This window comes from Kitasatospora nipponensis (assembly GCF_039528135.1).
Classification (GTDB): Bacteria; Actinomycetota; Actinomycetes; order Streptomycetales; family Streptomycetaceae; genus Kitasatospora; species Kitasatospora nipponensis.
The window spans coordinates 54,679-81,635 of record NZ_BAAALF010000014.1 but is presented as its reverse complement, the minus strand read 5'-3'; the positions used below and the strand labels follow the sequence as shown (position 1 = coordinate 81,635).

Below are 26,957 nucleotides of genomic sequence, written 5' to 3'. Positions count from 1 at the left end.
CCTCGACCGCGCGGGCGGCCTCGGCGGCCCTGGCCGCGGCGACCGCCTCGTGCGGGAAGGGGCAGGTTCCGGTGGATTCGGGCTGGGTGGTCATCAGGCGGACTTCCGGATCTCAAGAAGGTCGGGAATCGGGGCGAGGTCTTCGAGCAGCTGGCCGGTGGCGCCGTTGATCCGGGTGCGCGCCCTGGCGTCGAGCTGCTGGACGGGGGTCCAGCTGCCGTCGGCCTGGTGGGCGGCGGCGAGCAGGTCGCCCAGTCGCTGGATGTCGGCGTTGACGGTGCTCAGCAGCTCGGGGCTGCGCTGCGCGATCAGCGGCTGCAGGACGCTCAGCAGCTCCTGGGTGCCCGCCAGGTTGGCCTGGGCGGTGGCCAGGTTGCTGCCGCTGCCCTCGTCGGTGTCGGCGGTGAGCTCGAACTGGAGGGTGTTCTCCAGGATCTCGTGGCTGCGCAGCGGCAGGTCGGTGGCGTCGAAGTCCTGGGTGGGGAACTTCTGCCCGAGGTCGGCCACGTCACCGGAGAGCTGGTCGGCGACCGGCGCGAGGTCCGCGGCGCTCTCGCCGTGCCACAGGCCGTACTCGACCCGGTGGAAGCCGCTGAAGTCCTTGTCCTTGACACCGTCGGGCAGGCCGTCGGCCCGGCCGTTGATCTTGCCGTCCAGGTCGGCGAAGGTGCCGTAGGCGGCGCCCAGCGAGTTGTACTGCAGGTGCGCGGTGAGCCAGTCGGCCTTGGCGGCCGTCAGGTCGCCGGCGTGGATGTCGGCCTGCAGCTTCTGGGTCTGCGTCAGCAGCGTGGCCAGGCCCGCGTTGACGTAGCCCTTGTAGGAGTCGAGCGGGCCCTTGAGGTCGTCCTCGGAGACCGGGAGCACCGCCTTGACGGCCGTGCCGCCGCTGACGTGCACCGACGCGGAGGTGACCGCCTCGCCGCCGGTGGGCACGCAGCGCCAGGCCAGGTCGCCGTTGCCGATGGTGGCGGTGAGCGGGCGGGTGGTGCCGGGGGCCAGGCCCTCGATCTCGCCGTAGACCGCGCTGGTGGTCGGGTTGACCAGGTAGACCTCGGAGGTCTTGCTCCCGGCGTTGTGCATCTGGAAGGTCTGCCGGCCGGTCTGCGGGGTGCCGAAGCCCTTTCCGCACTCGCCCTTGGCGTCCGAGACGGTGACGGTGCCGGCCGCGGCCGGCTTGCCGTCGCTGGCGGCGATCACCACGCCGGCCACCACGGCCGGGACGACGACCAGCGCGGCCGGCAGCAGCCAGCGGTTGCGCGAGCCGGCGGGAGCGGCGGGGGTCTCCTCGGCCTTCTCCTCCGCCTTCTCCTCGCTCTGCGCGGCGACCGGCGGTGCGGCCACCGGCTGCGGGGCACCCGCCCGCAGCCCGGTCACGAAGAGCGTCAGCACGATGCCCAGGTACAGCACGTACGCGGCGACCTGGAGCCAGGTCATGGTGACGGTCAGGTTGAACACGCCCTGCACCAGCGTGGCGTACCAGGACCCGGCGTCCACCGAGGAGCTCAGGTCGAAGGCGTAGGCGTGCGCGCCGGGCAGCACCCCGCCCTCCTGGAGGTCGCGCAGGCCGTAGCTGAGCACGCCGGCCGCGATCACGACCAGCACGATGCCGGTACGGGTGAAGAAGGTGGTCAGGTTGATCTTCAGCACCCGGCGGTACAGGCCCCAGCAGAGCCCGGCCGACAGCAGCAGGCCGACGGTGGCGCCGATCGCCGGGCCGGTGGCCTCACCGGCGGAGCGGGCGGTGGTCCACAGGAAGAGCGAGGTCTCCAGCCCCTCGCGGCCCACCGCTAGGAAGCTGGTGGTGACGAGCACGCCGGCGCCCATGGTCAGCGCGGCGGTCACCTTCTCGCGGATGTCGGAGGAGAGCGTGCGCGCCGAGCGGCGCATCCAGAACACCATCGCGGTCACGAAGGCCACCGCGATCAGGCTCAGCGTTCCGCCGAAGGCCTCCTGGGCGGTGCCGGAGAGGTTCGCGGCCGTGAAGGTCAGGACGGCGCCGAAGCTCAGGGCCAGCGCGATGGCGGCCAGCACGCCGGTCCAGACCTGGGGCAACCGGGCCTTCTGGCCCGAGCGGACCAGGGTGGCGACCAGGATCGAGACGATGAGTCCCGCTTCCAGGCCCTCCCGGAGCCCGATCAGAAAGCTTGGAAATGCGTCGTCCCACACGGTTAGTGGACTCCTCCCCGGGCACGCCCCGGAAACCGGCGTCGATCACCCGCCGGTTGGCAGGCTTAGCTTAGGCATACCTTAGGCATGTCGGATTGCGGCGTCCACGCCGGGGGGAGGAAAAAGTTAGTTAAGCCTCAGCTGACCGGACGTGAGTCCGCCCAGACCCCCTCGAACTCCTCGCGGTAGACCTCCAGCAGGCCCGGCTCGCCGCCCTCGGCGCCGCCGGTCGCGGGGTTCGCCCGCAGCACCAGGGCCGGCGACTCGATCCCGCGCGAGCGCCGCAGGTAGGGCTGCACCACGCCGAGGTCGCCGCCGCGCCGCCGCGAGCCGGGCACCCGGGCGCCCTCCACCAGGTAGGCGGTGAAGCGCGGCGTCTCGTCGAAGACCCGGATCTCGAAGCCGCCCGGATCGCGCAGCCGGGCCCGCACCCGGCGCACGTGCATGATGTTCATCTCGATCGAGCGCGCCAACTCTCCGCGTCCCAGGCCCAGTTCACGCTCACGACGGCGCACCGCGCTGCTCGCCGGGTTGAGGAAGAGCAGCCGCACCCGACAGCCGTCGGCGGCCAGGCGCACCAGCCGCTTGCCGGTGAAGTTCTGGCAGAGCATGCCCAGGCCGATGCCCAGCGCGTCCAGCCGCCGGGCGCCTTCCAGCAGGTCCTCCACCGGCAGCTCGCGCTGCAGGCGGACCCGGTCGGCGTGCACCGCGGCGACGTCCGCGTAACGGCCGGCCACCAGCTCCTCGACCACGTCGGCGGGCAGCCCCGCCGCGCCCGCCGGGCGGCCGTCCAGCAGGCTCAGCACCCGGGCGGCGGCCCGCTCGGTCTGCGCGAGCACCGTCGGCGAGAGGCTGCGGTTGCGCGAGACCACGTGCCGGGCGACCTCCAGCTCGTCCAGCGCCAGCTCGATCTCACGGCGGTCGTCCAGGTACGGCTCGAAGCAGGGCCAGTGCTGCACCATCAGCTCGCGCAGCTGCGGCAGGGTCAGGAAGACCAGCGGGTCGTCGTCGTCCGGGTCGAGCAGGAAGCCCTTGCGCCGGCTCACCTCGCGCACCGCCGCCGCCCGGCGCACCCACTCCTCGCCGACCGGGCCGGCCGCCGCGGTGACCCAGTCCGCGCCGTGGGCGGGGGCGTAGACCGGGCGCAGCAGGTCGTCCAGCAGGGCGCGCAGCCGCTGCTCGACCAGGTTCAGCCAGACGTACGCCCGCCCGGTGAGCCGCACCCGCTGGTAGGCGCGCTGCCACTGCTCGGTGTCCCAGGCCGGCCCGATCGCCTCGAGGGGCACCTGTCCGCCGCCCTTGCCGGGCTGCGGCAGCCGGCCGCCGCCGGGTGGCCCGAGCACCACCGTCGGCGCCTCGACGCGGGCACCCCCGCCACCGAGGGGGACCGCTCCGCCGGGACCGTCGGACCAGTCGTCGGCGGGGAACACCATGCGATACCTCAACTCCAAGAAGGCGTGACGATCAAGGGTACTGCGCGGCCGGCCACCCCGGCAGCCGGTTGCCGCAGGAGGCGGCGGCGGGCCGATCGACCGTCAGCACACGCTCGCGATCGGCGCGCTGGACACCCGTTCGGGCGAAAGTGGGCCGAAAGAGCGTCAGAAAGGGGCCCGGAGCGGCAAGCATGCCAGTGACAGTTGACAGCGCGTCGAGCGGCGGTGTGCCGTGCGTCACGCCGGGTGGCGCGCGGACATGCGCCGCGCGTCACCGGGCATACCGCACCCAGCGGTGCGCCAACGTCCCCAGGGAGCGTCAGCTCCCCCTGACAGCAGGGAAGTTGAGGCTTATGCAGGTCTGGCCGGGGCAACCGTACCCCCTGGGTGCCACCTATGACGGGGTGGGCACCAACTTCGCGGTCTTCTCCGAGAGCGCGGACCGGATCGAGCTGTGCCTGCTCGACCCCGACGGCGGCGAGCGCGCCGTCGAGCTGCGGGAGACCGACGCGTTCGTCCGGCACGCCTACCTGCCGGGCATCCAGCCCGGCCAGCGGTACGGGTTCCGGGTGCACGGCCCGTACGACCAGGCGCGCGGGCAGCGGCACAACAGTGCCAAGCTGCTGCTGGACCCGTACGCCAAGGCGATGAGCGGCACCATCGACTGGGACGAGTCGGTCTACGGCTACCACTTCGGCGCGCCCGAGCGGCGCAACGACCTGGACTCCGGCCCGCACACCATGCACTCGGTGGTGATCAACCCGTACTTCGACTGGGGCAACGACCGCCCGCCGCGCACCGAGTACCACCGCTCGGTGATCTACGAGGCGCACCTCAAGGGGCTGACCCGACTGCACCCGGGCATCCCGGAGGAGATCCGCGGCACCTACGCCGCGCTCGCCCACCCCGCGCTGATCGAGCACCTGGCCAAGCTCGGCATCACCGCCATCGAGCTGATGCCGGTGCACCAGTTCGTCCGCGACCACCGGCTGCGCGACCTGGGCCTGTCCAACTACTGGGGTTACAACACCATCGGCTTCTTCGCCCCGCACGGCTCGTACTGCTCGCTGGGCGACCGCGGCCAGCAGGTGCAGGAGTTCAAGTCGATGGTGAAGGCGCTGCACGCGGCCGGCATCGAGGTGATCCTGGACGTGGTCTACAACCACACCGCCGAGGGCAACCACCTGGGCCCCACGCTCTCCATGCGCGGCCTGGACAACGCCTCCTACTACCGGCTGGCCGCCGACCGGCGCTACTACATGGACACCACCGGCACCGGCAACAGCCTGCTGATGCGCAGCCCGCACGTGCTCCAGCTGATCATGGACTCGCTGCGCTACTGGGTCACCGAGATGCACGTGGACGGCTTCCGCTTCGACCTGGCGGCCACGCTGGCCCGCCAGTTCCACGAGGTGGACCGGCTCTCCTCCTTCTTCGACCTGGTCCAGCAGGACCCGGTGGTCTCGCAGGCCAAGCTGATCGCCGAGCCGTGGGACGTCGGCGAGGGCGGCTACCAGGTGGGCAACTTCCCACCGCTGTGGACCGAGTGGAACGGCATGTACCGCGACACCGTGCGCGACCTGTGGCGCGGCGAGAACGCGACGCTGGCCGAGTTCGGCTCCCGGCTGACCGGCTCCTCCGACCTCTACCAGGACGACGGCAGACGCCCGATCGCCTCGATCAACTTCGTCACCTGCCACGACGGCTTCACGCTGCGCGACCTGGTCTCCTACAACGACAAGCACAACGAGGCCAACGGCGAGCAGAGCCGCGACGGCGAGTCCTTCAACCGCTCCTGGAACTGCGGCACCGAGGGACCCACCGCGGACCCGGCGGTGCTGGAGCTGCGGGCCCGCCAGCAGCGCAACTTCATCGCCACCCTGCTGCTCTCCCAGGGCGTGCCGATGCTCTCGCACGGCGACGAGCTGGGCCGCAGCCAGCTGGGCAACAACAACGCCTACTGCCAGGACAACGAGCTCTCCTGGGTGCAGTGGCCGGGCGACACCGAGCTGCTGGAGTTCACCCAGGGCATGGTCTGGCTGCGCCGCACCCACCCGGTCTTCCGGCGCCGGCGCTTCTTCCGCGGCCGCCCGGTGGCCACCGCCCAGGACGAGCTGACCGACATCGCCTGGTTCACCCCCGGCGGCGACGAGATGACCGACCGGGACTGGCGGGCCAGCTACGCCAAGTCGCTCACCGTCTTCCTGAACGGCGCGGCGATCTCCGAGCCGGACCGGCGCGGCGGGCGGATCACCGACGACTCCTTCCTGCTGCTCTTCAACGCCCACCACGAGTCGCTGCAGTTCACCGTGCCCAAGGACCACGGCCAGGAGTGGCAGGTGGTGGTGGACACCACGCTCGCCACGCTGCCCACCCCGGGCAGCGGGCTGCGGGTCAAGGCGGGCGAGGGCGTCTGGCTCACCGACCGGTCCCTGCTGGTGCTCAAACGGCCGGCCTGAGCGCCCTGGCCCGGCGCCCGCCCCCGGCAGCGCGCGGAGCTTCCCCCGTCCGCGCGCTCCGGGTCGTAGGGCCGGGGTACACCGGGTAGGCATGGGGTGTGACTCCCGCACCCACGGCAAGCTACCGGCTCCAGCTGCAGCCCTCGTTCACCCTCGGGGACGCCGCGGCCGCCGTCCCGTACCTGGCCGGGCTCGGCGTCTCCCACCTGCACCTGTCCCCGCTGCTGGAGGCCGCACCCGGCTCGGCGCACGGCTACGACACGGTCGACCACACCCGGGTCAGCGAGCAGCTCGGCGGTGAGCGCGCGCTGCGCGCGCTGGCCCGCACCGCCCGGGCGCACGGCCTGGGCCTGATCGCCGACCTGGTGCCCAACCACATGGCCGTGCCGGTCCCCGAACGGCTCAACGACCCGCTCTGGCAGGTGCTGCGCGAGGGGCCCGACTCGCCGTACGCGTCCTGGTTCGACATCGACTGGGCCGCCCAGGGCGGCCGGGTGCTGCTGCCGGTGCTCGGCGACCGGCTCGGGGCGGTGCTGGAGCAGCTGAAGGTGGATCAGGACACCCTGCGCTACTTCGACCACGTCTTCCCGCTGCGCGCGGGCACCGAGCGGCTGCCGCTGCCGGAGCTGCTGAACCGCCAGTTCTACCGGCTGGCCTGGTGGCGGCTGGCCGACACCGAGCTGAACTACCGCCGGTTCTTCACCGTCAACGACCTGATCGCGCTGCGGGTGGAGGACCCGGCGGTCTTCCGTGCCACCCACGGGGTGCTGCTGCGGCTGCGCGCCGAGGGCGTGCTGGACGGCTTCCGGGTGGACCACCCCGACGGGCTGGCCGACCCACGCGGCTACCTGGAGCGGCTGGCCACCGACAGCGGTGGGGCCTACACGGTGGTGGAGAAGATCCTCTCCGGCCCCGAACGGCTGCCCGCCGACTGGCCGTGCGCGGGGACCACCGGCTACGACGCGCTGCGCCACCTGGACGGCGTGCTGACCGACGGCGCGGGCGCGGCCCGGCTGGCCGAGCTGTACGCCGACTACACCGGGCAGCGCTACACCGGCCTGCCCTCCTCGGCCGCCGCCGCGGCCCGCCGGGGCCGGGCCGAGCTGACCGCGCCGCAGGGCGAGCTGGCCACCGAACTGGACCGGCTGGTGCGCCTGGCGGTGCGGATCTGCGCGGCCGAGCCCGCGCTGGCCGACCACCCGCGCCTGGAGATCCGCGCCGCGCTCGGTGAGCTGCTGGCGCACTACACGGTCTACCGGACCTACCCCTCCACCGCGCAGCGCACCGTCGCCTCCCCCGAATCCACCCGGCAGCTGGTCGAGCTGCTCAGCCGTGGCCGCCTGGGCGGCGGGGCGCTGAAGGAGGAGTTCCGCGACCGGTTCGCGCAGACCGCGGCCGCGGTCGCCGCCAAGGGGGTGGAGGACACCGCCTTCTACCGCTGGTTCCCGCTGCTGAGCCTGAACGAGGTCGGCGGCGATCCTGCGCACCCGGGCGTCGAGCCCGCCGACTTCCACCGCTTCTGCATGGACCTCGAAGCGCACTGGCCGCACACCATGACGGTGCTCTCCACCCATGACACCAAGCGCAGCGCGGACGCCCGGGCGCGCCTGGCGGTGCTCGCCGAGCTGCCCGAGCGCTGGCTGCGCGAGTGCACCGCCTGGTCCGAGCTGGCCGGCGGGCTGGCCGACCGCAACGCCGAGTGGCTGCTGTGGCAGACCCTGGTCGCCGCCTGGCCGATCTCCCCCGAGCGGCTGGTCGCGGTGCTGACCAAGTCGGTGCGCGAGGCCAAGCTCGCCACCAGCTGGACCGACCCGGACACCGGCTACGAGGCCACCGTCACCGACTACGCCCGCCGGGTGCTGGACACCCCGGCGCTGACCGAGCGCATCGAGCGGTTCGTCGCCTTCCTGGAGCCCTTCGCGCAGAGCAACAGCCTGGCCGCCGCGCTGCTGCACCTGACCATGCCGGGCGTGCCCGACCTCTACCAGGGCTCGGAGAAGCCGCTGTACACGCTGGTCGACCCGGACAACCGGGCTCCGGTGGACTTCGCCGCGCCGGAAATCGGCCTGTCCGACTTCGCCCGCCACAAACTCCACCTCACCCGCACCGCCCTGCGGCTGCCCCGCCCGCTGGGCCGCTACCAGCCGCTGCCCGCGCAGCCGCACCTGGTCGCCTTCCAGCGCGGCCCGGACCTGACGGTGGCCGTCAGCCGGCTCCCGTTCGCCCTGGCCCGCAGCGGACAGCGGGCCACCCTCGAGCTGCCGGGCCGCTGGCGCGACCTGCTGACCGGCCGCCCGCACCGCGGCCCGGTGGAGACCGTCGCCCTGCTCACCCGGGAGTCCGCGTGAAGTACCAGCTCTGGGCCCCGGCCGCGGCGCGGGTGGAGGTCGAGGTGGACGGCGCCGCCCATCCACTGGCCGCCGGCGAGGGGGGCTGGTGGCACGGCGAGGCGCCGGCCGGCCGGCGGTACGGCTTCCGGCTGGACGGCGGCCCGGCGCTGGCCGACCCGCGCTCGCCCCGCCTGCCGGAGGGGCCCGAGGGCCTGGGCCAACTCGTCGACCACGCGGCCTTCCGCTGGTCGGACACCCCCTGGCACGGCCGCCCGCTGCCCGGCGCGGTCGTCTACGAGCTGCACGTGGGCACCTTCACCCCCACCGGCACCTTCGCCGCCGCCGAGGAGCGCCTGGAGCACCTGGTCGAGCTCGGCGTGGACTTCGTCGAGCTGCTGCCCGTCTGCTCCTTCCCCGGCCGGCACGGCTGGGGCTACGACGGCGTGGCGCCCTGGGCCGTGCACGAGCCCTACGGCGGGCCCGAGGGGCTCAAGCGCTTCGTGGACGCCGCCCACCGCCGGGGCCTGGGCGTGATCCTGGACGTGGTGCACAACCACCTGGGCCCCTCGGGCAACCACCTGCCCGCCTTCGGCCCCTACTTCACCGACCGCCACCAGACCCCCTGGGGTGCGGCGGTCAACCTGGACGCGCCCGGCTCCGACGAGGTCCGCGGCTACCTGGTCGCCAGTGCGCTGAGCTGGCTGCGCGACTACCGGATCGACGGCCTGCGCCTGGACGCCGTGCACGCGCTCGTCGACGACCGCGCCACGCACTTCCTGGAGGAACTCTCCGCCGCCGTCGACACGCTGGGCGCCGCGCTGAACCGGCCGCTCTTCCTGATCGGCGAGAGCGACCGCAACGACCCGCGGACCACCACCTCGCGGCAGGCCGGCGGCCAGGGCCTGACCGCGCAGTGGAGCGACGACTTCCACCACGCGCTGCACGCCGCCGCCACCGGCGAGGCGCAGGGCTACTACGCCGACTTCGGCAGCGCGCCGATGGCGGCGCTGGCCCGCACCCTGACCCGCGGCTGGTTCCACGACGGCACCTGGTCCTCCTTCCGCGGGCGCCACCACGGCCGCCCCTTCCCCACCGCCGACGGGCACCGCCTGCTGGGCTACGCGCAGACCCACGACCAGATCGGCAACCGGGCCCTGGGCGATCGCCTCACCGTGGGCCAACTCGCCCTGACCGCGGCCCTGGTGTTCACCTCGCCGTTCACCCCGATGCTCTTCATGGGCGAGGAGTGGGGCGCCACCACCCCCTGGCAGTACTTCACCGACCACACCGACCCGCAGCTGGCCGAGGCCGTCCGCCAGGGCCGGCGCCGGGAGTTCGCCGCCTACGGCTGGAGCTCGGAGCAGGTCCCCGACCCGCAGGCACCGGCCACCGTGCTCGCCTCGGTGCTGGACTGGAGCGAGCCTCAGCGCGGCGAGCACGCCGAACTGCTCTCCTGGTACCGCCGGTTGATCCGGCTGCGGCGCGCCCACCCGGAGCTGGCCGATCCCGACCTGGCCGCCGTGCGGGTGGACGTGGACGAGCCTGCGCGCCACCTGGCGGTGCACCGCGGCCCGTTCACGATCTGCGTGAACTTCGGCGAGCGGCCCACCGACTGGCCCGGCGGCACGGTGCTGGGGCAGTGGGGCGAGCTGTCCGCCGGACGGCTGGGCCCGCGCTCCTGCGTGCTCACCCGAACCGGCTGACCAGCCGCTCGCGCAGGCCCGCGGCGTCCAGGCCGTAGGCGGCCAGGTGCTCGGCCATCGAACCGTAGTGCCGGTGCTCCGCGCGCGGCACGCCCAGGCCCAGCACCCGGTGCGGCAGGTCGCCCAGTGCCTCGTGCGCGGCGTTGTTCGAGGTGCCGGCCAGGTAGGGCTCGACCAGCACCACGTCCGCCGCCCCGCGGCCCAGCGCCGCGCGCAGGCCACTCGCGTCGAAGGGGCGCACGGTGGCGGCGTAGAGCACCGTGACGTCCAGGCCCTCGGTGGCGGCCAGCACCGCGTCCAGCATCGGGCCGACCGCCAGCACCACGCCGCGGTGACCCTGGCGCAGCGTCAGGAACCGGCCCGGCGCGATCGGGTGGGCCGCGCCGTTGCGGTGCTCGGAGAGCCGGACGTAGACGTTGCGGTCCCCGTCGGCGACCGCGTGCCGCAGCAGCCGCTCGGCCTCGTCGGGGTGCCCGGGCACGTGCACCGTCCAGTCGGGCAGGGTGTCCAGCAGCGCCACGTCGCCCGGCGCCATGTGGGTGCGCCCGCCGGCCGGCCAGTCGTACGAGCCCAGCGCGCTGACCAGCACCGCGCCCACGCCCTGGTGGCCGAGGTCGAACTTGACCTGCTCGAAGGGCCGCTCGATCAGGAAGCTGGCGAAGGTGTGCGCGATGGGGCGCAGCCCGGCCAGCGCCAGGCCGCCGGTCACCCCGATCAGCAGCTGTTCGCGGATGCCGACGTTGAGCACCCGGTCGGGGTGGGCCGCGGCGGCGCCCTGGAAGGCGGCGGCGCCGATGTCGGCGAGCACCAGGGCGGTGCGCGGGTCCTGGTCCAGCAGGTCGGTGGCGACGGCGGTGAAGCGCTCGCGCATGGTGTCCATCGGTGGGATCCCCCTCGGTTCCTGAACGTGGTCTAGTTCTTGGGCTCGACGCGGGCGACGACCGCGTGCGGGCGGCCCGGGTGCGCGGCGGTGAACGCCTCGTACAGCGCGGCGTGGTCGTGGCCGTCGACGCTCAGCGCCGACCAGCCGGCCGCCTCGAAGCGGCCCGCGATGCCCCCCGACCAGCCGTGCGTGGCGGAGGAGTTGTCGATCACCACGGCGTGCAGCCGCTCCAGGCCCACCGATCCGGCCAGGGCGAGCGCCTCGTGGTTGCTGCCCTCGTCGAACTCCGCGTCGCCCAGCAGCGTCCAGACGGCCGGCTCGCGCAGGCCCCGGGCGCGCAGGCCCAGCGCGGTGCCGACCGCCAGCGGCAGGCCGTGCCCCAGCGAGCCGGAGCCGATCTCGACACCCGGCAGCAGCAGCCGGTCCGGGTGGTGGCCCAGCGGCGAGTGGTAGCCGCCGAAGTCGTCCAGCCACTCGGCGGGCAGGAAGCCCTTGGCGGCCAGGATCGCGTAGTAGGCCATCGGGCCGTGGCCCTTGGAGAGCAGGAAGCGGTCGCGGTCCGGCGCCTGGGGCTCGGCCGGGTCGATCCGCAGCACCCGGTCGTAGAGCACCCACAGGGCGTCGAGGGTCGAGGTGGCCGCCGGGCCGTGCTTCTCGGCGCCGGTCATGCGGCCCATCAGCGCGGGCAGCTGCGCGTAGGTCGTGGTCATGGGGACAACCCTGCAACCTCAAGCCGACTTGAGGTCAAGCCGGTATGATCACCGGGTGACCGCCTCCCCGCACGACCGCCTGACGATCGGCGAGCTCGCCACCCGCAGCGGCCTGGCCCACTCCGCGCTGCGCTACTACGAGGGGCTCGGCCTGATCCACGCCGAGCGCACCGGCGGCGGCCAGCGCCGCTACTCCCGCCAGACACTGCGCCGGTTGGCCTTCGTCCGGGCCGCCCAGCAGGTGGGCCTGTCGCTGGAGGAGGTGCAGGCCGCGCTCGCCGAGCTGCCGGTGGACCGCTCCCCCACCGCCGCCCAGTGGAGCACGGTGGCGCTCTCCTGGCAGTCCCGGATCGACGAGCAGATCGCCGACCTGGAGCGCCTGCGCACCCGGCTGACCGGCTGCATCGGCTGCGGCTGCCTCTCGCTGGCCAAGTGCGCGCTCTACAACCCCGGCGACGTCCAGGGCGTCGAGGGCCCCGGTGCCCGAAAGCTCCTGCCCCAGCGGCCCCGGACACCCTAGGATCTCCCAGGACACGCCAACCGCCCCGGGGGAGCGAACAGATGACCGACGATCAGTCGACAGCCGACGACCAGGTCTGGCCCGCCGGCGATCGCAGCTGGATGTCGTGGAGCGACGACACCCCGCCGCCCGCCGAACTGCACCCGGAGATCCCGCACCCGGCCCGGATGTACGACTACTACCTGGGCGGCAAGGACAACTTCCCGGCCGACCGCGAGGCGGCCGAGAAGGTGCTGGCGCTGGGCCCGCTGGTGCGGATCAGCGCGCGGGCCAACCGGGCCTTCCTGCAGCGCGCGGTGCAGCGGCTGTCCGAGCTGGGCGTGAAGAGATTCATCGACATCGGCACCGGGATCCCCACCGCCGGCAACACCCACGAGATAGCCCAGCGGGTCCACCCCGACGCCGAGGTGGCCTACCTGGACAACGACCCGATCGTCCTGGTGCACAGCCGCGCGCTGCTCGCCGGCACCGCGCCCGGGCGCACCACCGTGATCCGGGCCGACCTGCGCGAACCCAAGGTGGTGCTGGCCGACCCGACGATCCAGCGGCTGCTGGAGCCGGGCGAGCCGGTCGCCCTGCTGCTCTTCGCCGTCCTGCACTTCATCGACGACGCGGACGACCCGTACGCCCTGGTGCGCGAGCTGCTGGACGCGCTGCCCGCGGGCAGCTACCTGGCCCTGTCGCACGCCACCGCCGACTTCGCCGCGCAGGGCGAGGGCGGCCGCGGCCCGGCGATCTACCGCGCCGCCTCCGCCCAGCTGACGCTGCGCGGCAAGGACGAGGTGGCGCGCTTCGTCGAGGGCCTCGAACTGCTGGAGCCGGGCCTGGTCACCGCCGCCCAGTGGCGCCCCGACCAGCCGCCGGCCGACACCGACCCGCAGGTCGCCATCTGGGCGGCGGTCGCCCGCAAGCCGTAGCCTGACGCCATGTCGATGATCACCCTCACCGCCCTGCTGGTCCGCGACTACGACGAGGCGATCGCCTTCTACACCGGTGCGCTCGGCTTCGAGCTGCGCGAGGACAGCCCCCGCGCGGACGGCGGGCGCTGGGTGGTGGTCGCCCCGCGCGGCGCGGGCCCGGGCGGCGGCCTGCTGCTGGCCCGGCCCGGCCGCCCCGAGCAGCAGGCCCGGATCGGCGACCAGACCGGCGGGCGGGTGGGCTGGTTCCTGCAGACCGAGGACTTCGCCGGCGACCACCGCCGGATGGTGGCGGCCGGGGTGCACTTCGTGGAGGAGCCGCGGCACGAGCCGTACGGCACGGTCGCCGTCTTCGAAGACCTCTACGGCAACCGCTGGGACCTCATCGAGCCGTCGTCAGGTGCTCCCACGCCTGCCTGACCCGCTGCTCCAGCTCCTGCGGCGTGCCGTTGTTCTCCACCACCAGGTCGGCCACCGCCAGCCGCTGCTCACGGGTGGCCTGGGCGGCCATCCGCGCGCGCGCCTCGGCCTCGGCCATGCCGCGCAGCCGCACCAGGCGCTCCAGGCGGACCTCCTCGTCGGCGTCCACCACGATCACCTGCTCGTAGAGCGGGGCCAGCCCGTTCTCGGCCAGCAATGGGACGTCGTGCACCACCACCGCGTCCGCGGCGGCGGCCGCCTCCAGCTCGGCGGAGCGGGCCCGCACCAGCGGGTGCACGATCGCGTTCAGCGCCCGCAGCCGCTCGGGGTCGTTGAAGACCACCGCGCCCAGCGCCGGGCGGTCCAGCGTGCCGTCGGCCGCGAGCACCTCGGGGCCGAACTCGGCGAGCACGGCGGCCAGCCCCTCGGTGCCCGGCGCGACCACCTCACGCGCGATCGCGTCGGAGTCGACCAGGACCGCGCCGTAGGAGACGAGCAGCTGCGCCACCGCGCTCTTGCCCGCGCCGATGCCACCCGTCAGTCCGATCTTCCGCATGGCGGCAGACTACTCGGGGCCCGGGCCACCGGTCAGCTCCAGGGTGCCCCCGGAGGGCAGGTAGCTGTACGGCGCGCCGATGCCGGGGCCGTTGGCGCCCAGCAGGTGCGTGCCGATCCCCAGCCCGACCTCACTGAGCACCGCCTCGTGGACGCCCAGCGCCCGGGCGGGCCGCAGCTCGCGCACGTAGTCGATCAGCTCGCCGGTCTTGTTCCACGGGGCGGCCAGCGGCAGCAGCAGGGTCTCCACCGGGCGCCCGGGCAGGGTCAGCGCGTCGCCGGGGTGGAAGAGGCGCCCGCCGTCCAGCAGGAAGCCGATGTTGCGCACCCGGGGCACGTCGGGGTGGATCACCGCGTGCCACTCGCCGTGCACCGTGACGTCGATCCCGCCGACCTCGAAGGCGTCGCCCTCGCCGACCACGGTGACCGCGGCGCCGAGCCCGGACAGCTGGGCGGCCACCGCCGTGTTGGTCCAGATCCGCAGGCCCGGGTTGGCGGCCAGCGCGGCGCGCACCTGGTCCTCGGTGACGTGGTCGAAGTGCTCGTGGGTGATCAGCAGGGCGTCGGCGCCCTCGACGGCCGCCGGCTCGGTGAAGAGGCCGGGGTCGATCACCAGGGTGGCGCCGTCGTGCTCGACGCGAACGCAGGCATGTCCGAACTTGGTCAGTCGCATGGGAAAACCGTACAGCAAGACTGCACAGTTTTGCTGGAGAGTTTTTCGGTAGAGTTCCCCCATGGACTCCCTCGACCCGCTCCAGCTCGCCGCCGACCTGCGCAGCACCCTCGGTGAGCTGGTGCGGCACGTGCGCGCCGAGTCGGTGCTGCCGCAGAGCCAGGCCGGCGCGCTGGGCTGGCTGGTCCGCGAGGGCCCGCACACCACCGCCGAACTCGCCGCCCGCCAGCGGGTGCGTCACCAGTCGATGGCCCGGACGGTGACCCTGCTGACCGAGGCCGGCCTGGTGCGCCAGGAACCCCACCCCACCGACGGGCGCAAGCTGGTGCTGCACGCCACCGAGGCGGGCACCGCCGCACTGCACGAGCAGCGCCTGCGCCGCGAGCAGTGGCTGGCGGCCGCCATCGAGCGCGAACTCACCGAGCGGGAGCGGCGGACACTGCGCGAGGCCGTCGACCTCCTGCGCCGGATCAGCTGAACGCCAGTCACTTTCCGCACGCCGACGCGTTGTGCAGGACGCACCAACCAGCGCACCAACCGCGCACCCACCCCCTGCACCAGCCCGCTCGACCGCTAAGGACCCCGCGTGACCTCCCTGCGCAACACCCTGCTCGTCGCCGCCGCGCTCTGCGGTCTGATCATCGCCGGGGCCGGCGCCGCCGCCGCCTGTGACTCCGCCAACCTGGGCGGCGCGCTGAACGCCGGCTTCGGCAACGCGTGCGTCAACGGCGAGTGACCCGCTGACCGGGGGCGACCACGGCAGCTGACCCGGCCGAGGTCAGCTGCCGACCAGCTCCACCGACGCCGGCAGCGCCACCGGCGCCGGCTCCGGGGCGCGCTGGCCCGGTAGCAGGGCCGCGGGCTCCGGCTCCCCGTCCGTCGGCTCCACGTCCGCCCCGGCCGCCGGCTCCACCAGCGGCGGCAGCGCCACGTGCTCGCGCAGCCCGAACCGGGCGTAGAGCCGGCGCAGCGGGGCCGGCGCCCACCAGTTGAACTCCCCGAAGAACGACATCGTGGCGGGCACCAGCAGGCAGCGCACCAGGGTGGCGTCCACCGCCACGGCCACCGCCAGCGCGATGCCCATCTGCTTGACCATCAGCATCTGCCCGGCCGCGAAGCCGGCGAAGACGATCACCATCAGCAGCGCGGCCGAGGTGATGATCCGACCGCTGCGTTGCAGACCCAGCTGCACCGCCTCCTGGCAGCCGTAGCCCTGGTCCCGCAGCTCCTTGATCCGCGCCAGCAGGAAGACCTCGTAGTCCATCGAGAGCCCGAACGCGAAGGCGAAGACCAGCACCGGGATGAACGTCTCCAGCCCGCCGGTGGGGGTGAAGCCCAGCAGCCCGCTGAACCAGCCGTGCTGGAAGACCAGTGTCAGCGCGCCCAGCGAGCAGCCGAGCGAGAGCAGGTTCATCAGCAGGGCCTTGACCGGCATCACCACCGAGCCGGTCATCAGGAAGAGCAGCACCAGCGTGCCCAGCGCCACCAGCCCCAGCGCCCACGGCCCGCGCGAGCCGAGCTCGTGCTGGAAGTCGACCACGCTGGCCGCCCCGCCGGTGACGTACGTGCTCAGGCCGCCGCGGTGCTCGCGCAGCTCGTGCACCACCTGCTTGGCCGCCCCGCCCTGCGGATCGCCCTGCACCAGTACCTCGACGGTGCTCAGCTGCGGGCCGACCGGCTGCACCGCGCGCACCCCCGAGACCCCCGGCAGGTGGGCGACCACGGTGTCCGCGTACGCCTGCGCCGCCGGCGCGCCGGCCTTGACCACCACCGTCACCGGAGCCTCGGCCGCCAGCGGGAAGCGCTGCTGCACGGTGTCGGCGACCTGCCGGCCGGCGGAGGAGACCGGCAGCACCGAGGCGCCGGAGTTGCGCATCTGGGCGCTGATGAACGGCGCGCCGGCGGCGGTCAGCAGGGCCACGCAGATCAGCGCGACCGGCACCGCGCGGCGCTGCACCCGGCGCACCGTCCGGGCGAAGAAGCCCTCGTCCGGCTCGGCCTTCTTGGGCGGCTTGATCCGGTGCCCGGCGAAGCCGAGCAGCGCGGGGATCAGGGTGAGCGCGGCGAGCACCGCGATCACCACGACACTGACCCCGGCGGCGGCCACCGCCCGGAAGACCGGACTGCTGAAGACGAACAGGCCGCTGAGCGCGACCGCCACGGTCAGGCCGGAGAAGGCCACCGTGCGACCGGCGGTCGCCGCCGTGCGCTCGACGGCCGCCGCGATCTCGGCGCCCGCGCCGCGTTCCTCGCGGAAACGGTTCACCATCAGCAGCGCGTAGTCGATCGACAGGCCCAGGCCCAGCACGGTGGCGATCGGCAGCACGCTGGTGTCGATGTCCATCAGATGGCTGAAACCGAACATCGCCAGCAGGGCCCCGCCGACCGAGGCCACCGCCCCGATCACCGGCAGGCTGGCGGCCGCCAGGCCGCCGAAGACCAGCACCATCACGATCAGGGTGAGCGGCAGGGTGACCAGCTCGCCGAACTTGGTGTCGGACTGGGTCTGGTCCTTGACCTCCTGCTGCAGCACCAGGTCGCCGCCGACCGTGACGTGCGCGCCCGGCGCCTGCAGCGCCGCCAGCCGCTGCGCGACGGCGTCCTGCTGCCCGGCGGTGCTCGCGTCCGCCATCCGTACGTCGATCAGGCTCGCCCGGCCGTCGGCCGCGCGCAGCGCCTGGCTCGCGGCTCCCGGCTGGTAGGCGTCGGCGACCGAGAGCACGCCGGGCAGCGCGGCCAGGTCGTGGACGGTGGCGGTGACGGCCTCGCGCACGGCGGGGGTGTCCACCGGCGCGCCGTCCACCACGGCGCTGACCCGGCCGGCCGAGGGGTCCGCGGCGGCGACCGCGGCCGTGCCGCGGGCGGACTCGTAGCCCCCGGAGGAGGTGCCGGCCACCGAGCCCTCGAAGACCCGGCCGCCGATCAGCACGCCGAGCGCGAGCACGGCCACCCAGAAGGCCAGCACCCAACGCCGGTGCCGGAAGCAGGCGCGACCGAGCGCGGCGAGCTTGCCGGGGGCGGCGGGGGAAGTCACTGCACTGGTGCGACGCATCAAGCGGAACTGCCTTGCGTACGGGGCGGGGGAGCCCGACGGGCAACTTGTTCCACGCTAGGCGTTCTGTCCGAAAAGACCCATAGGTTGCTGATGAGCCTCTTGTCACACCGTCCAACCCCCGGCCCGGGAACCTCCCCGCGGCATGACACAGGGCCCCCACCCGGTCACCCGGGTGGGGGCCCCATCGAGCTCAGCTCAGCTCAGTCGCACCGGGGTGCGACCGACGCGATCAGCTCTGGCCGCCGGCCAGCTTCTCGCGCAGTGCGGCCAGCGCCTCGTCCGAGGCGAGAGCGCCGGAGCCCTCGTCGCTGGAGGACGAGTAGGAGCCACCGGCAGCGGCGGCCGTGGCCTCGCCACTCTCGGCAGCGGCCTCGGCGTCGGCCTCGCGGCTCTTGATGACCTGGGCCTGGTGCTGCTCGAAGCGGCTCTGCGCCTCGGCGTACTGGGCCTCCCACGCCTCGCGCTGCTTCTCGAAGCCCTCGAGCCAGTCGTTGGCCTCGGGGTCGAAGCCCTCGGGGTAGATGTAGTTGCCCGCGTCGTCGTACGAGGCGGCCATGCCGTACAGGGTCGGGTCGAACTCGACCGAGGCCGGGTCGGCACCGAGGGACTCGTTGGCCTGCTTCAGCGAGAGGCTGATGCGGCGGCGCTCGAGGTCGATGTCGATGACCTTGACGAAGATCTCGTCGCCGACCTGGACGACCTGCTCCGGGATCTCCACGTGGCGCTCGGCCAGCTCGGAGATGTGGACCAGGCCCTCGATGCCCTCGTCGACGCGCACGAACGCACCGAACGGAACGAGCTTGGTGACCTTACCGGGAACGACCTGGCCGATCTGGTGCGTCCGGGCGAACTGCTGCCACGGGTCCTCCTGGGTCGCCTTCAGCGACAGGGAGACGCGCTCGCGGTCCATGTCCACGTCGAGAACCTCGACGGTGACCTCCTGGCCGACCTCGACAACCTCGGACGGGTGGTCGATGTGCTTCCAGGACAGCTCGGAGACGTGCACGAGGCCGTCGACGCCGCCCAGGTCCACGAAGGCACCGAAGTTGACGATCGAGGAGACGACGCCGGAGCGCACCTGACCCTTCTGCAGGGTGGTGAGGAAGGTCTGGCGGACCTCGCTCTGGGTCTGCTCCAGCCAGGCACGGCGGGACAGGACCACGTTGTTGCGGTTCTTGTCCAGCTCGATGATCTTGGCCTCGAGCTCCTTGCCCACGTAGGGCTGGAGGTCGCGGACACGACGCATCTCGACCAGGGACGCCGGCAGGAAGCCACGCAGGCCGATGTCGAGGATGAGACCACCCTTGACGACCTCGATGACGGTACCGGTGACGATCCCGTCCTCTTCCTTGATCTTCTCGATCGTGCCCCAGGCGCGCTCGTACTGCGCGCGCTTCTTGGACAGGATCAGACGACCCTCCTTGTCCTCCTTCTGGAGAACCAGGGCCTCGATCTCGTCGCCGACCTTGACGACCTCGTGCGGGTCAACGTCGTGCTTGATCGAGAGCTCGCGGGAGGGGATGACACCCTCGGTCTTGTAACCGATGTCGAGGAGCACCTCGTCACGGTCGACCTTCACGATGATGCCCTCAACGATGTCGCCATCGTTGAAGTACTTGATGGTCTCGTCGATCGCCGCGAGGAATGCTTCCGCGTCGCCGATGTCGTTGACCGCAACCTGCGGGGTGGTGCTGACAGAGGTGTCGGTGGGGCTCGTCATTAGGAAAAGGGCTCCGGTACGGACATGAAGTCGTAGGTAATGCCACGCGGGGGCCCGTGTCGCTCCCACCGAAAGCCGGACAGCCAAGAACACGGCCCACCATTCCGGATGACCAGAAGGTGTCCGTCTTGCGACCATGGGGTCTTCGACAGATGCGAGCGCGACCTGCTCCGTCCGAGGCGCGCAGGCCCGCAGCGCAACTTGTAGCATACGGGGACAGCCAGGAACGGTCAACGCCGAAGACGACGAGACCGTGCAGGGCGGTACAGATCAGGCCATATCCTCACAGCTGCGCACCTCACGCGACCGAACGGTCGACGTGCGGAGTGGCAGCCGCCAGGGGCCCGGCTCCCCGGATGCCACCGCCTGATCCCGACCCCGTGAGGGGCGGTTCCACGCAGCGGCGCTTTCCGCATCCCCTACCTTACGCGAGGCGCATTATGACCGTGGACACCCCCCCGGGCCAGTGGGCCGACGGACCGGGCGCCGACTGGGTCGAGGAGGCCGAGGAGGCCGACGAGGACCTCGCCCTGCGCCGCGAGGCCGCGGCCGACGAGACCAGCCGGGCCAGTCGGCACTGGTGGGACCGCAACGCCGACGACTACCAGGACGAGCACGGCGCCTTCCTCGGCGACGACCGCTTCACCTGGTGCCCCGAGGGCCTGGACGAGGCGGACGCCCGCCTGCTCGGCGACCCCGCCGCCCTCAGTGGCCTGGACGTGCTGGAGGTCGGCGCCGGCGCCGCCCAGTGCTCGCGCTGGCTGGCCGCCCGCGGGGCCCGCCCGGTCGCCCTCGACATCTCGCACCGCCAGCTCCAGCACGCCCGGCGCATCGACGAGGAGCGCGGCGGGCCGCTGGTGGCGCTGGTGCAGGCGGACGCGGCCGTGCTGCCCTTCGCGGACGGCGCCTTCGACCTGGCCTGCTCGGCGTACGGCGCGGTGCCGTTCAGCGCGGACACCGCCGAACTGATGCGCGAGGTGCACCGGGTGCTGCGGCCCGGCGGGCGCTGGGTCTTCTCGGTCACCCACCCGATCCGCTGGGCCTTCCCCGACGAGCCGGGCGAGGAGGGGCTGACCGCCACCTCCTCCTACTTCGACCGCACCCCCTACGTCGAGCAGGACGAGCAGGGGCGGGCCACCTACGTCGAGCACCACCGCACCCTGGGCGACCGGGTGCGCGAGCTGACCGGGGCGGGCTTCCGGCTGCTGGACCTGGTCGAGCCGCTGTGGCCCGAGGAGCTCGAGCAGTCCTGGGGCGGCTGGAGCCCGCTGCGCGGCCGGCACCTGCCGGGCACCGCGATCTTCGTGACCCGGCGGGACTGATCCGGCACTGATCCGCAACCCGTACCGCCGGACCGATACTGCTGGGGTGAACCCCGCCTGGCTCGACCTCCCGGTCCGCTCCGCCCTGCCCGCCCTGCGGCGCGCCCTCGACGAGCGGGGGGTCGCCGTGCTCGCGGCCCCGCCCGGCACCGGCAAGACCACCCTGGTGCCGCTCGCGCTGGCCGGACTGCTGGACGACGGGGCGGCGCCGCGCCGGGTGCTGGTCGCCGAGCCGCGCCGGCTCGCGGTGCGCGCCGCCTCGCGGCGGATGGCCTGGCTGCTGGGCGAGCAGTCCGGCGGCCGGGTCGGGCACACCGTGCGCGGGGAGCGGACGGTGGGCCCGCGCACCGTGGTCGAGGTGGTCACCACCGGGGTGCTGCTGCAACGCCTGCAACGCGACCAGGAGCTGCCGGGGGTGGACGCGGTGCTGCTCGACGAGTGCCACGAGCGGCACCTGGACGCCGACACCGCGCTCGCCTTCCTGCTGGACGTGCGCGCCGCGCTCCGCCCCGAGCTGCGGCTGCTCTGCGCCTCCGCGACCTCCGACACCGCCGCCTGGGCCGACCTGCTGGGCGACGCGCACGGGCCGGCCGAGGTCGTCGAGGCGCACGGCACCGCGCACCCCGTCGAGATCCGCTGGGCGCCCCCCGCCCGCGCGGTGCGCCCCCCGCAGGGGACCCGCACCGACCCGGCACTGCTGGAGCACGTGGCGGGGGTGGTCCGCCGGGCGCTGGCCGAACAGGACGGCGACCTGCTCTGCTTCCTGCCGGGCGTGGGCGAGATCGCCCGGGTGAGCGCCCTGCTCGGCCCGCTGGCCGGCACCGACGTGCTGCACCTGCACGGGCAGGCCGCCGCCGCCGTGCAGGACGCGGCGCTGAGCGCGGGAGAGCGCCGGCGGGTGATCCTGGCGACCTCGGTGGCGGAGTCCTCGCTGACCGTGCCGGGGGTGCGGATCGTGGTGGACTGCGGGCTGGCCCGCGAGCCGCGCACCGACCACGCGCGCGGGCTGGCCGGCCTGGTGACGGTGCGCGCCTCGCTGGCCGCCGGACGCCAGCGCGCCGGGCGGGCCGGGCGCGAGGCACCGGGGGTCGCCTACCGCTGCTGGGCGGAGGTGGAGGACGCCCGGGCGCCGCGCTTCCCGGCCCCCGAGATCGCGCTGGCGGACCTGACCCCGTTCGCCCTGCAGACCGCCTGCTGGGGCGATCCGGACGCGCACACCCTCGCGCTGCCCGACCCGCCGCCCGCCGGGGCGATGGCCGCCGCCCGGCGCACGCTCGCCGCGCTCGGCGCGGTGGTGCCCGACGACGGGCGGGTCACCGAGCGCGGCCGGCGGCTGGCCCGCACCGGGCTGCACCCGCGCCTCGCCCGCGCGCTGCTGGACGGCGCGCCGGCGGTGGGGGCGCGGCGGGCCGCGGAGATCGTCGCGCTGCTCTCGGAGGAGCCGCCGCGGGCACTGGGCGACGACCTGGTCGCGGTGTGGCGCTCGGTGCGCGGCGGGGGCGGCGGGAGTGATCCGTACGCCGGGCGCTGGCGCGAGGAGACGCGGCGGTTGCGCGCGCACGTGGACACGCCGGTCACCGCGCTCGCCGACGCCGCGTCGGCCGGCCTGCTGGCCGCGCTCGCCAAGCCGGTGCGGGTGGCCCGGGCCCGGGAGGCGGCCGCCACCCGCGAGCCGGGCGCGGCGGCGGCCTACCTGATGGCCTCCGGGACGGCCGCCGACACCGCCGCCGGCTCCCCGCTGTCTGGTGCCCACTGGCTGGCGATCGCGGTGGCCGACCGGCCGGCGGGGGCGGCCTCCGCGCGCGTGCGCAGAGCGGTGATCATCGACGAGAGCACTGCTCTGCAAGCGGCCGCGCACCTGCTGACCACCCGCGACGAGGTGCACTGGGCGACGCCCCCCGGCAGCCGGCGCGGCGACCTGGCGGCCCGCCGGGTCCGCTCCCTGGGCGCCCTCGAACTCGACGCCGTGCCGCTGCCCTCACCCGACCCCGCACTGGTGCGCGCCGCCCTGCTGGAGGGGCTGGCCCGCGAGGGCGTCGGCGACGTGCTGCGCTGGTCCGAGCACGCCACCTCGCTCCGCGCCCGCCTGGCCTTCCTGCACCACGCACTCGGTGACCCCTGGCCCGACGTCGGCGACCGGGCGCTGCTGGAGGGCGCCGAGCAGTGGCTGGAGCCGGAACTGGGCCGGGCCCGGCGCCGCGCCCACCTGGAACGCATCGACACCGCCGCCGCCCTGCAGCGCCTGCTCCCCTGGGCCGGCGGCCAGGCCGGCCGCCTGGACGAACTGGCGCCCGAGCGGATCACCGTGCCCAGCGGCTCGCGCGTGCGCGTCGACTACAGCGACCAGCGCCCGGTGCTGGCCGTCAAGCTCCAGGAGCTCTTCGGTTGGAGCGCCGCCCCCGCGCTCGCCGGCGGCCGGGTCCCGCTCACCATCCAGCTGCTCTCCCCCGCCGGCCGCCCGGCCGCCGTCACCGGCGACCTGGCCTCCTTCTGGCGCGAGGGCTACCGCGCGGTCCGCGCCGACCTGCGCGGCCGCTACCCCCGCCACCCCTGGCCCGAGGACCCCACCACCGCCGAACCCACCCGCCGCCTCAACCCGCGCAGGTGACGGGGCGCTGCCCGTCGGGCGTCTAGGCTGGGGCGAGGCTCCCTGGGAGGGCAGATGTACGCGCACCACCTCGAACTGATCGAGGAAGCCCGCAGGATCGCACCGAAGAACATCAAGGTCGAGTTCTCCGGCGAGGTGATCATCATGCAGGCGTCCCCCTCGGGTATCCACCAGCGCAACCTCGCCCTCGTCCAGCGCCAGTTCGAGGCCCACGCGCCCCAGGGCTACCTGCTCTCGGGGAACTCCGACCTCTCCTCACCGGCCGTCGGCATACTGCGCAACCCCGACCTGACCTATCTCCCCGAGGACGCCATGGCGACCACGGAGAGCTCGATTCCGGCCGACCTGGCACTGATCGCCGTGGAGATCGTCTCTCCTTCGAACCCGGAGAACGACTGGACCGGCAAGGTCCGCGACTACCCGCTGATGGGCATCCCCGCGTACCTGATCGTCGACCCCGGCCGGAAGAGCGTGACGCTGCTCAGCGAACCGGAGAACGGTCGCTACCGGGCCCGGGAGGACGCCGACTTCGGGGAGACGATCCACATCCCCGCGCCGTTCTCCTTCGTCCTCGACACCAGCGGCCTGCTCCCCTACTGAGCTCCCCCGCACGCGAAAGGAAGTGGCCCGGCGCACCGCGCGCCGGGCCACCCCTCCTTCCACTTCGCGGGCGTCAGTGCGCCGCCGCCTCCCAGTTGGGGCCCACCCCGACCGAGACGTCCAGCGGGGCGCGCAGGTCGTAGGCGCCGGCCATCTGGGTGCGCACGATCTCCTCGACCTGCTCGCGCTCGCCGGGGGCCAGCTCCAGCACGATCTCGTCGTGCACCTGGAGCAGCATCCGCGAACGGACGCCGGCGCGGGTCAACTCCTCGTCCACCCGCAGCATCGCGAGCTTGACGATGTCCGCGGCCGAGCCCTGGACCGGGGCGTTGAGCGCCATCCGCTCGGCCATCTCGCGGCGCTGGCGGTTGTCGCTGGTGAGGTCGGGCAGGTAGCGGCGCCGGCCCAGCAGGGTCTCGGTGTAGCCCGTGGCACGGGCCTCCTCGACCACCCGGTGCAGGTACTCGCGGATGCCGCCGAACCGCTCGAAGTAGGTGTCCATCAGGCCCTGCGCCTCGGCGGGCTTGATGCCGAGCTGCTGGGAGAGCCCGAAGGCGGAGAGCCCGTAGGCCAGGCCGTAGGACATCGCCTTGATCTTGCGGCGCATCTCGGCGTCGACCGCGCCCGGCTCCACCCCGAAGACCGAGGAGGCCACCGTGGTGTGCAGGTCCTCGCCGGTGGCGAAGGCGTCGATCAGCGCCGCGTCCTCGGAGAGGTGGGCCATGATCCGCAGCTCGATCTGCGAGTAGTCCGCGGTGAGCAGCGACTCGTAGCCCTCGCCGACCACGAAGGCGCGCCGGATCAGGCGTCCCTCCTCGGTGCGGACCGGGATGTTCTGCAGGTTCGGGTCCTGCGAGGAGAGCCGGCCGGTGGCGGCGACCATCTGGTTGAAGGTGGTGTGGATCCGGCCCTGCGGGGAGACCGTCTTGAGCAGGCCCTCGACCGTGGTGCGCAACTTGGCCTGGTCGCGGTGGCGCAGCAGCACGACCGGCAGCTCGTTGTCGGTCTGGGTGGCCAGCCAGGTCAGCGCGTCGGCGTCGGTGGTGTAACCGGTCTTGATCTTCTTGGTCTTGGGCAGGTTCAGCTCACCGAAGAGGATCTCCTGCAGCTGCTTGGGCGAGCCCAGGTTGAAGGGGCGCCCGGCGGCGGCGTGCGCCTCCTCCACCACCCGCTGGATCTCGGCGGCGAACTGCTTCTCCAGGCCGTCCAGCCACTCGCGGTCGGCGGCGATGCCGGTGCGCTCCATGCGGGCCAGCAGCGCCGCGATCGGCAGCTCCATCCCGTGCATCAGCTCGACCGCGCCGACCTCGACGAGCCGGCCCTCGAAGAGCTCGGCCAGGTCGAGCACGGTGCGCGCCTGCACCATCAGTGCCCGGGCGCCGGCGGTGGAGTCCTCCTCCGGGGCGTCGAAGGAGAGCTGACCGCTCTCGGCGGCGGCCGCCGGGGCCAGCGAGCGGTGCAGGTACTCCTCGGCGAGCACCTCCAGGGTGAAGGTGCGCCGGCCGGGCTTCTCCAGGTAGGCGGCGAGCGCGGTGTCGGCGACCACGCCGGCCACCGTCCAGCCCTGCTCGGCGAAGGCCCGCATCACCTGCTTGGCGATGTGCAGCGCCTTGGGCCGCTGGGCGTCGGCCAGCCAGCCGGCCAGCGCGCGCTCGTCCTGCTCGGCGAGCTGGGCGGGGTCGAACCAGGCCGCCTCGGTGGCGGTGGCCAGCGCCACCTCCTGCACCGAGCCGCTGCCCTGCGCCCAGCTGTAGACGGCGGCCAGGGCCACCGGCTCGGCGCCACCGGCGTGCGCGGTCAGCCAGTGGGCCAGCGCGCCGGGCTCGGTGAGCAGGTCGCCGGCCACCTCGACGCCGGGCGCGGCGGCGACCTGCTCGGCCTGCTCGGCGGCGCCGACGTCCAGGCCGAAGACCCGGTCGCGGAAGTTGGGGTTGCGGAACTCCAGCGTCTCCATCAGCTGGCCCACCGCCTCCCGGTCGAACGGGACGCGGGCCAGGTCGGCCACCCCCAGCGGCAGTTCGACGTCGCGGACCAGCTCGGTGAGGATCCGGTTGCGCTTGACCGAGTCGAGGTGCTCGCGCAGCTTCTCGCCGATCTTGCCCTTGACCTCGTCGGCCCGGGAGACCAGCTCGTCGAAGGAGCCGAACTGGTTGACCCACTTCGCGGCGGTCTTCTCGCCCACCCCGGGGATACCGGGCAGGTTGTCGGACGGGTCGCCGCGCAGCGCGGCCAGGTCCGGGTACTGACGGGGCGTCACGCCGTACTTCTCGGCGACCTTCTCGGGGGTGTAGCGGGTCAGCTCGGAGACGCCCTTGGTCGGGTAGAGGACCGTGACGTGCTCGCTGACCAGTTGCAGCGCGTCCCGGTCGCCGGTGACGATCAGCACCTCGAAGCCGTCGGCGGCCGCGGCGGTGGCCAGGGTGGCGATGATGTCGTCCGCCTCGAAGCCCTCCAGCGCCATCCGCGGCACCCGCATGGCGTCCAGCAGCTCGCCGATCAGGCCGATCTGGCTCTTGAACTCGTCCGGCGTCTTGGCCCGGTTGGCCTTGTAGTCGGGGAACTCCTCGGAGCGGAAGGTCTTGCGCGAGACGTCGAAGGCCACCGCCAGGTGGGTCGGCGCCTCGTCGCGCACGGTGTTGGAGACCATCGAGGCGAAGCCGTAGACCGCGTTGGTCGGCTGCCCGGTGGAGGTGTTGAAGTTCTCCACCGGCAGGGCGTAGAACGCCCGGTACGCCAGGGAATGGCCGTCGAGCAGCATCAGCCGGGGGCGCGCCCCCGCCGCACTGCCGCTCTGCGCACCTTGCACCGCACTCTGCGTAGCCACGTCCACGTGTCCGTTCCTGCCGACTCCAACTGCAACTGCCGTCCCCGATCCTAGGCCCC

The 26,957-nt window shown here is 73.5% G+C and carries 20 protein-coding genes; 11 read left to right on the top strand and 9 right to left on the bottom strand.

The window, feature by feature from the left end; translation table 11 throughout:
- Positions 1-93: 93 nt before the first annotated feature.
- A complete protein-coding gene (efeU, locus tag ABD323_RS07115; RefSeq protein ID WP_344440360.1) occupies positions 94-2,166 on the bottom strand; it encodes an iron uptake transporter permease EfeU in 2,073 nt (690 codons plus the stop codon).
- 137 nt (positions 2,167-2,303) lie between these two features.
- A complete protein-coding gene (locus ABD323_RS07110) occupies positions 2,304-3,599 on the bottom strand; it encodes an SAV2148 family HEPN domain-containing protein (RefSeq protein WP_344440359.1) in 1,296 nt (431 codons plus the stop codon).
- 353 nt (positions 3,600-3,952) lie between these two features.
- On the opposite strand from ABD323_RS07110, the gene glgX reads away from it, so the two are divergent.
- The 3 genes from glgX to treZ all read left to right on the top strand — a co-directional run bounded on the left by glgX (position 3,953) and on the right by treZ (position 10,091).
- Positions 3,953-6,058: a glycogen debranching protein GlgX gene (gene glgX / locus ABD323_RS07105; protein WP_344440358.1), complete on the top strand. Its 2,106-nt coding sequence runs from the start codon at positions 3,953-3,955 to the stop codon at positions 6,056-6,058.
- Positions 6,059-6,156: 98 nt separating this feature from the next.
- A complete protein-coding gene (gene treY / locus ABD323_RS07100; protein ID WP_344440357.1) occupies positions 6,157-8,406 on the top strand; it encodes a malto-oligosyltrehalose synthase in 2,250 nt (749 codons plus the stop codon).
- Entirely contained in the window at positions 8,403-10,091 is a 1,689-nt protein-coding gene (gene treZ / locus ABD323_RS07095) for a malto-oligosyltrehalose trehalohydrolase (protein ID WP_344440356.1), read from the top strand. Before treY ends, treZ begins: the two co-directional genes overlap by 4 nt.
- Here treZ and ABD323_RS07090 read toward each other — a convergent pair.
- Both ABD323_RS07090 and ABD323_RS07085 read right to left on the bottom strand, forming a co-directional pair.
- Positions 10,075-10,971, bottom strand: a complete 897-nt coding sequence (locus ABD323_RS07090; protein ID WP_344440355.1) for a transketolase family protein — start codon at positions 10,969-10,971, stop codon at positions 10,075-10,077. The genes treZ and ABD323_RS07090 overlap by 17 nt on opposite strands.
- 32 nt (positions 10,972-11,003) lie before the next feature.
- The gene (locus ABD323_RS07085; protein WP_344440354.1) at positions 11,004-11,684 is read right to left on the bottom strand and encodes a transketolase; all 681 of its coding nucleotides are present in this window, start codon (positions 11,682-11,684) and stop codon (positions 11,004-11,006) included.
- A 55-nt stretch (positions 11,685-11,739) separates the two neighbouring features.
- On the opposite strand from ABD323_RS07085, the gene soxR reads away from it, so the two are divergent.
- Genes soxR through ABD323_RS07070 form a run of 3 tightly spaced genes read left to right on the top strand, consistent with a single transcriptional unit; the run spans position 11,740 to position 13,541 of the window.
- Positions 11,740-12,204: a redox-sensitive transcriptional activator SoxR gene (soxR, locus tag ABD323_RS07080; RefSeq protein ID WP_344440353.1), complete on the top strand. Its 465-nt coding sequence runs from the start codon at positions 11,740-11,742 to the stop codon at positions 12,202-12,204.
- Positions 12,205-12,245: 41 nt separating this feature from the next.
- Positions 12,246-13,121, top strand: coding sequence for an SAM-dependent methyltransferase (locus ABD323_RS07075; RefSeq protein ID WP_344440352.1), 876 nt, complete (start codon positions 12,246-12,248; stop codon positions 13,119-13,121).
- A 9-nt stretch (positions 13,122-13,130) separates the two neighbouring features.
- Positions 13,131-13,541, top strand: a complete 411-nt coding sequence (locus ABD323_RS07070; RefSeq protein ID WP_344440351.1) for a VOC family protein — start codon at positions 13,131-13,133, stop codon at positions 13,539-13,541.
- Here the strand turns inward: ABD323_RS07070 and coaE are convergent.
- Together coaE and ABD323_RS07060 are read right to left on the bottom strand one after the other, a co-directional pair.
- Entirely contained in the window at positions 13,504-14,097 is a 594-nt protein-coding gene (gene coaE, locus ABD323_RS07065) for a dephospho-CoA kinase (protein ID WP_344440350.1), read from the bottom strand. The two genes, ABD323_RS07070 and coaE, sit on opposite strands and share 38 nt — an antisense overlap.
- A 9-nt stretch (positions 14,098-14,106) precedes the next feature.
- A complete protein-coding gene (locus tag ABD323_RS07060; protein WP_344440349.1) occupies positions 14,107-14,769 on the bottom strand; it encodes an MBL fold metallo-hydrolase in 663 nt (220 codons plus the stop codon).
- A 61-nt stretch (positions 14,770-14,830) separates the two neighbouring features.
- Here ABD323_RS07060 and ABD323_RS07055 point away from each other — a divergent pair, with 61 nt between their 5' ends.
- Positions 14,831-15,247 (top strand): MarR family winged helix-turn-helix transcriptional regulator, encoded by a 417-nt coding sequence (locus ABD323_RS07055; protein WP_344440348.1) that lies wholly within the window; start codon positions 14,831-14,833, stop codon positions 15,245-15,247.
- A 108-nt stretch (positions 15,248-15,355) separates the two neighbouring features.
- On the top strand, positions 15,356-15,505 hold the full coding sequence (locus ABD323_RS07050; RefSeq protein ID WP_344440347.1) for a hypothetical protein: 150 nt from the start codon (positions 15,356-15,358) through the stop codon (positions 15,503-15,505).
- Between the two features lie 42 nt (positions 15,506-15,547).
- Here ABD323_RS07050 and ABD323_RS07045 read toward each other — a convergent pair whose 3' ends face one another.
- Together ABD323_RS07045 and rpsA are read right to left on the bottom strand one after the other, a co-directional pair.
- Complete coding sequence (locus ABD323_RS07045) at positions 15,548-17,803, bottom strand: MMPL family transporter (protein ID WP_344440346.1); 2,256 nt, start codon at positions 17,801-17,803, stop codon at positions 15,548-15,550.
- A 250-nt stretch (positions 17,804-18,053) separates the two neighbouring features.
- Positions 18,054-19,544, bottom strand: coding sequence for a 30S ribosomal protein S1 (gene rpsA / locus ABD323_RS07040; RefSeq protein ID WP_344440345.1), 1,491 nt, complete (start codon positions 19,542-19,544; stop codon positions 18,054-18,056).
- A 326-nt stretch (positions 19,545-19,870) separates the two neighbouring features.
- Between rpsA and ABD323_RS07035 the strand changes: the two genes are divergently transcribed.
- Genes ABD323_RS07035 through ABD323_RS07025 form a run of 3 tightly spaced genes read left to right on the top strand, consistent with a single transcriptional unit; the run spans position 19,871 to position 24,074 of the window.
- On the top strand, positions 19,871-20,866 hold the full coding sequence (locus tag ABD323_RS07035; RefSeq protein ID WP_425555886.1) for a class I SAM-dependent methyltransferase: 996 nt from the start codon (positions 19,871-19,873) through the stop codon (positions 20,864-20,866).
- A 46-nt stretch (positions 20,867-20,912) separates the two neighbouring features.
- Positions 20,913-23,474, top strand: a complete 2,562-nt coding sequence (gene hrpB / locus ABD323_RS07030; RefSeq protein WP_344440344.1) for an ATP-dependent helicase HrpB — start codon at positions 20,913-20,915, stop codon at positions 23,472-23,474.
- Positions 23,475-23,528: 54 nt separating this feature from the next.
- Entirely contained in the window at positions 23,529-24,074 is a 546-nt protein-coding gene (locus ABD323_RS07025; RefSeq protein ID WP_344440343.1) for a Uma2 family endonuclease, read from the top strand.
- 73 nt (positions 24,075-24,147) lie between these two features.
- Here the strand turns inward: ABD323_RS07025 and polA are convergent, their stop codons facing one another.
- Positions 24,148-26,832, bottom strand: coding sequence for a DNA polymerase I (gene polA, locus ABD323_RS07020; protein ID WP_344440362.1), 2,685 nt, complete (start codon positions 26,830-26,832; stop codon positions 24,148-24,150).
- Between the last annotated feature and the right edge of the window lie 125 nt (positions 26,833-26,957).

Coding starts and splice junctions, on each gene's coding strand:
- ABD323_RS07110 (WP_344440359.1), bottom strand. CDS start 3,599: ATGGTGTTCCCCGCCGACGACTGGTCCGACGGTCCCGGCGGAGCGGTC.
- glgX (WP_344440358.1), top strand. CDS start 3,953: ATGCAGGTCTGGCCGGGGCAACCGTACCCCCTGGGTGCCACCTATGAC.
- ABD323_RS07090 (WP_344440355.1), bottom strand. CDS start 10,971: ATGGACACCATGCGCGAGCGCTTCACCGCCGTCGCCACCGACCTGCTG.
- ABD323_RS07085 (WP_344440354.1), bottom strand. CDS start 11,684: ATGACCACGACCTACGCGCAGCTGCCCGCGCTGATGGGCCGCATGACC.
- ABD323_RS07075 (WP_344440352.1), top strand. CDS start 12,246: ATGACCGACGATCAGTCGACAGCCGACGACCAGGTCTGGCCCGCCGGC.
- ABD323_RS07070 (WP_344440351.1), top strand. CDS start 13,131: ATGTCGATGATCACCCTCACCGCCCTGCTGGTCCGCGACTACGACGAG.
- coaE (WP_344440350.1), bottom strand. CDS start 14,097: ATGCGGAAGATCGGACTGACGGGTGGCATCGGCGCGGGCAAGAGCGCG.
- ABD323_RS07060 (WP_344440349.1), bottom strand. CDS start 14,769: ATGCGACTGACCAAGTTCGGACATGCCTGCGTTCGCGTCGAGCACGAC.
- ABD323_RS07055 (WP_344440348.1), top strand. CDS start 14,831: ATGGACTCCCTCGACCCGCTCCAGCTCGCCGCCGACCTGCGCAGCACC.
- rpsA (WP_344440345.1), bottom strand. CDS start 19,544: ATGACGAGCCCCACCGACACCTCTGTCAGCACCACCCCGCAGGTTGCG.
- ABD323_RS07025 (WP_344440343.1), top strand. CDS start 23,529: ATGTACGCGCACCACCTCGAACTGATCGAGGAAGCCCGCAGGATCGCA.
- polA (WP_344440362.1), bottom strand. CDS start 26,832: ATGCTGCTCGACGGCCATTCCCTGGCGTACCGGGCGTTCTACGCCCTG.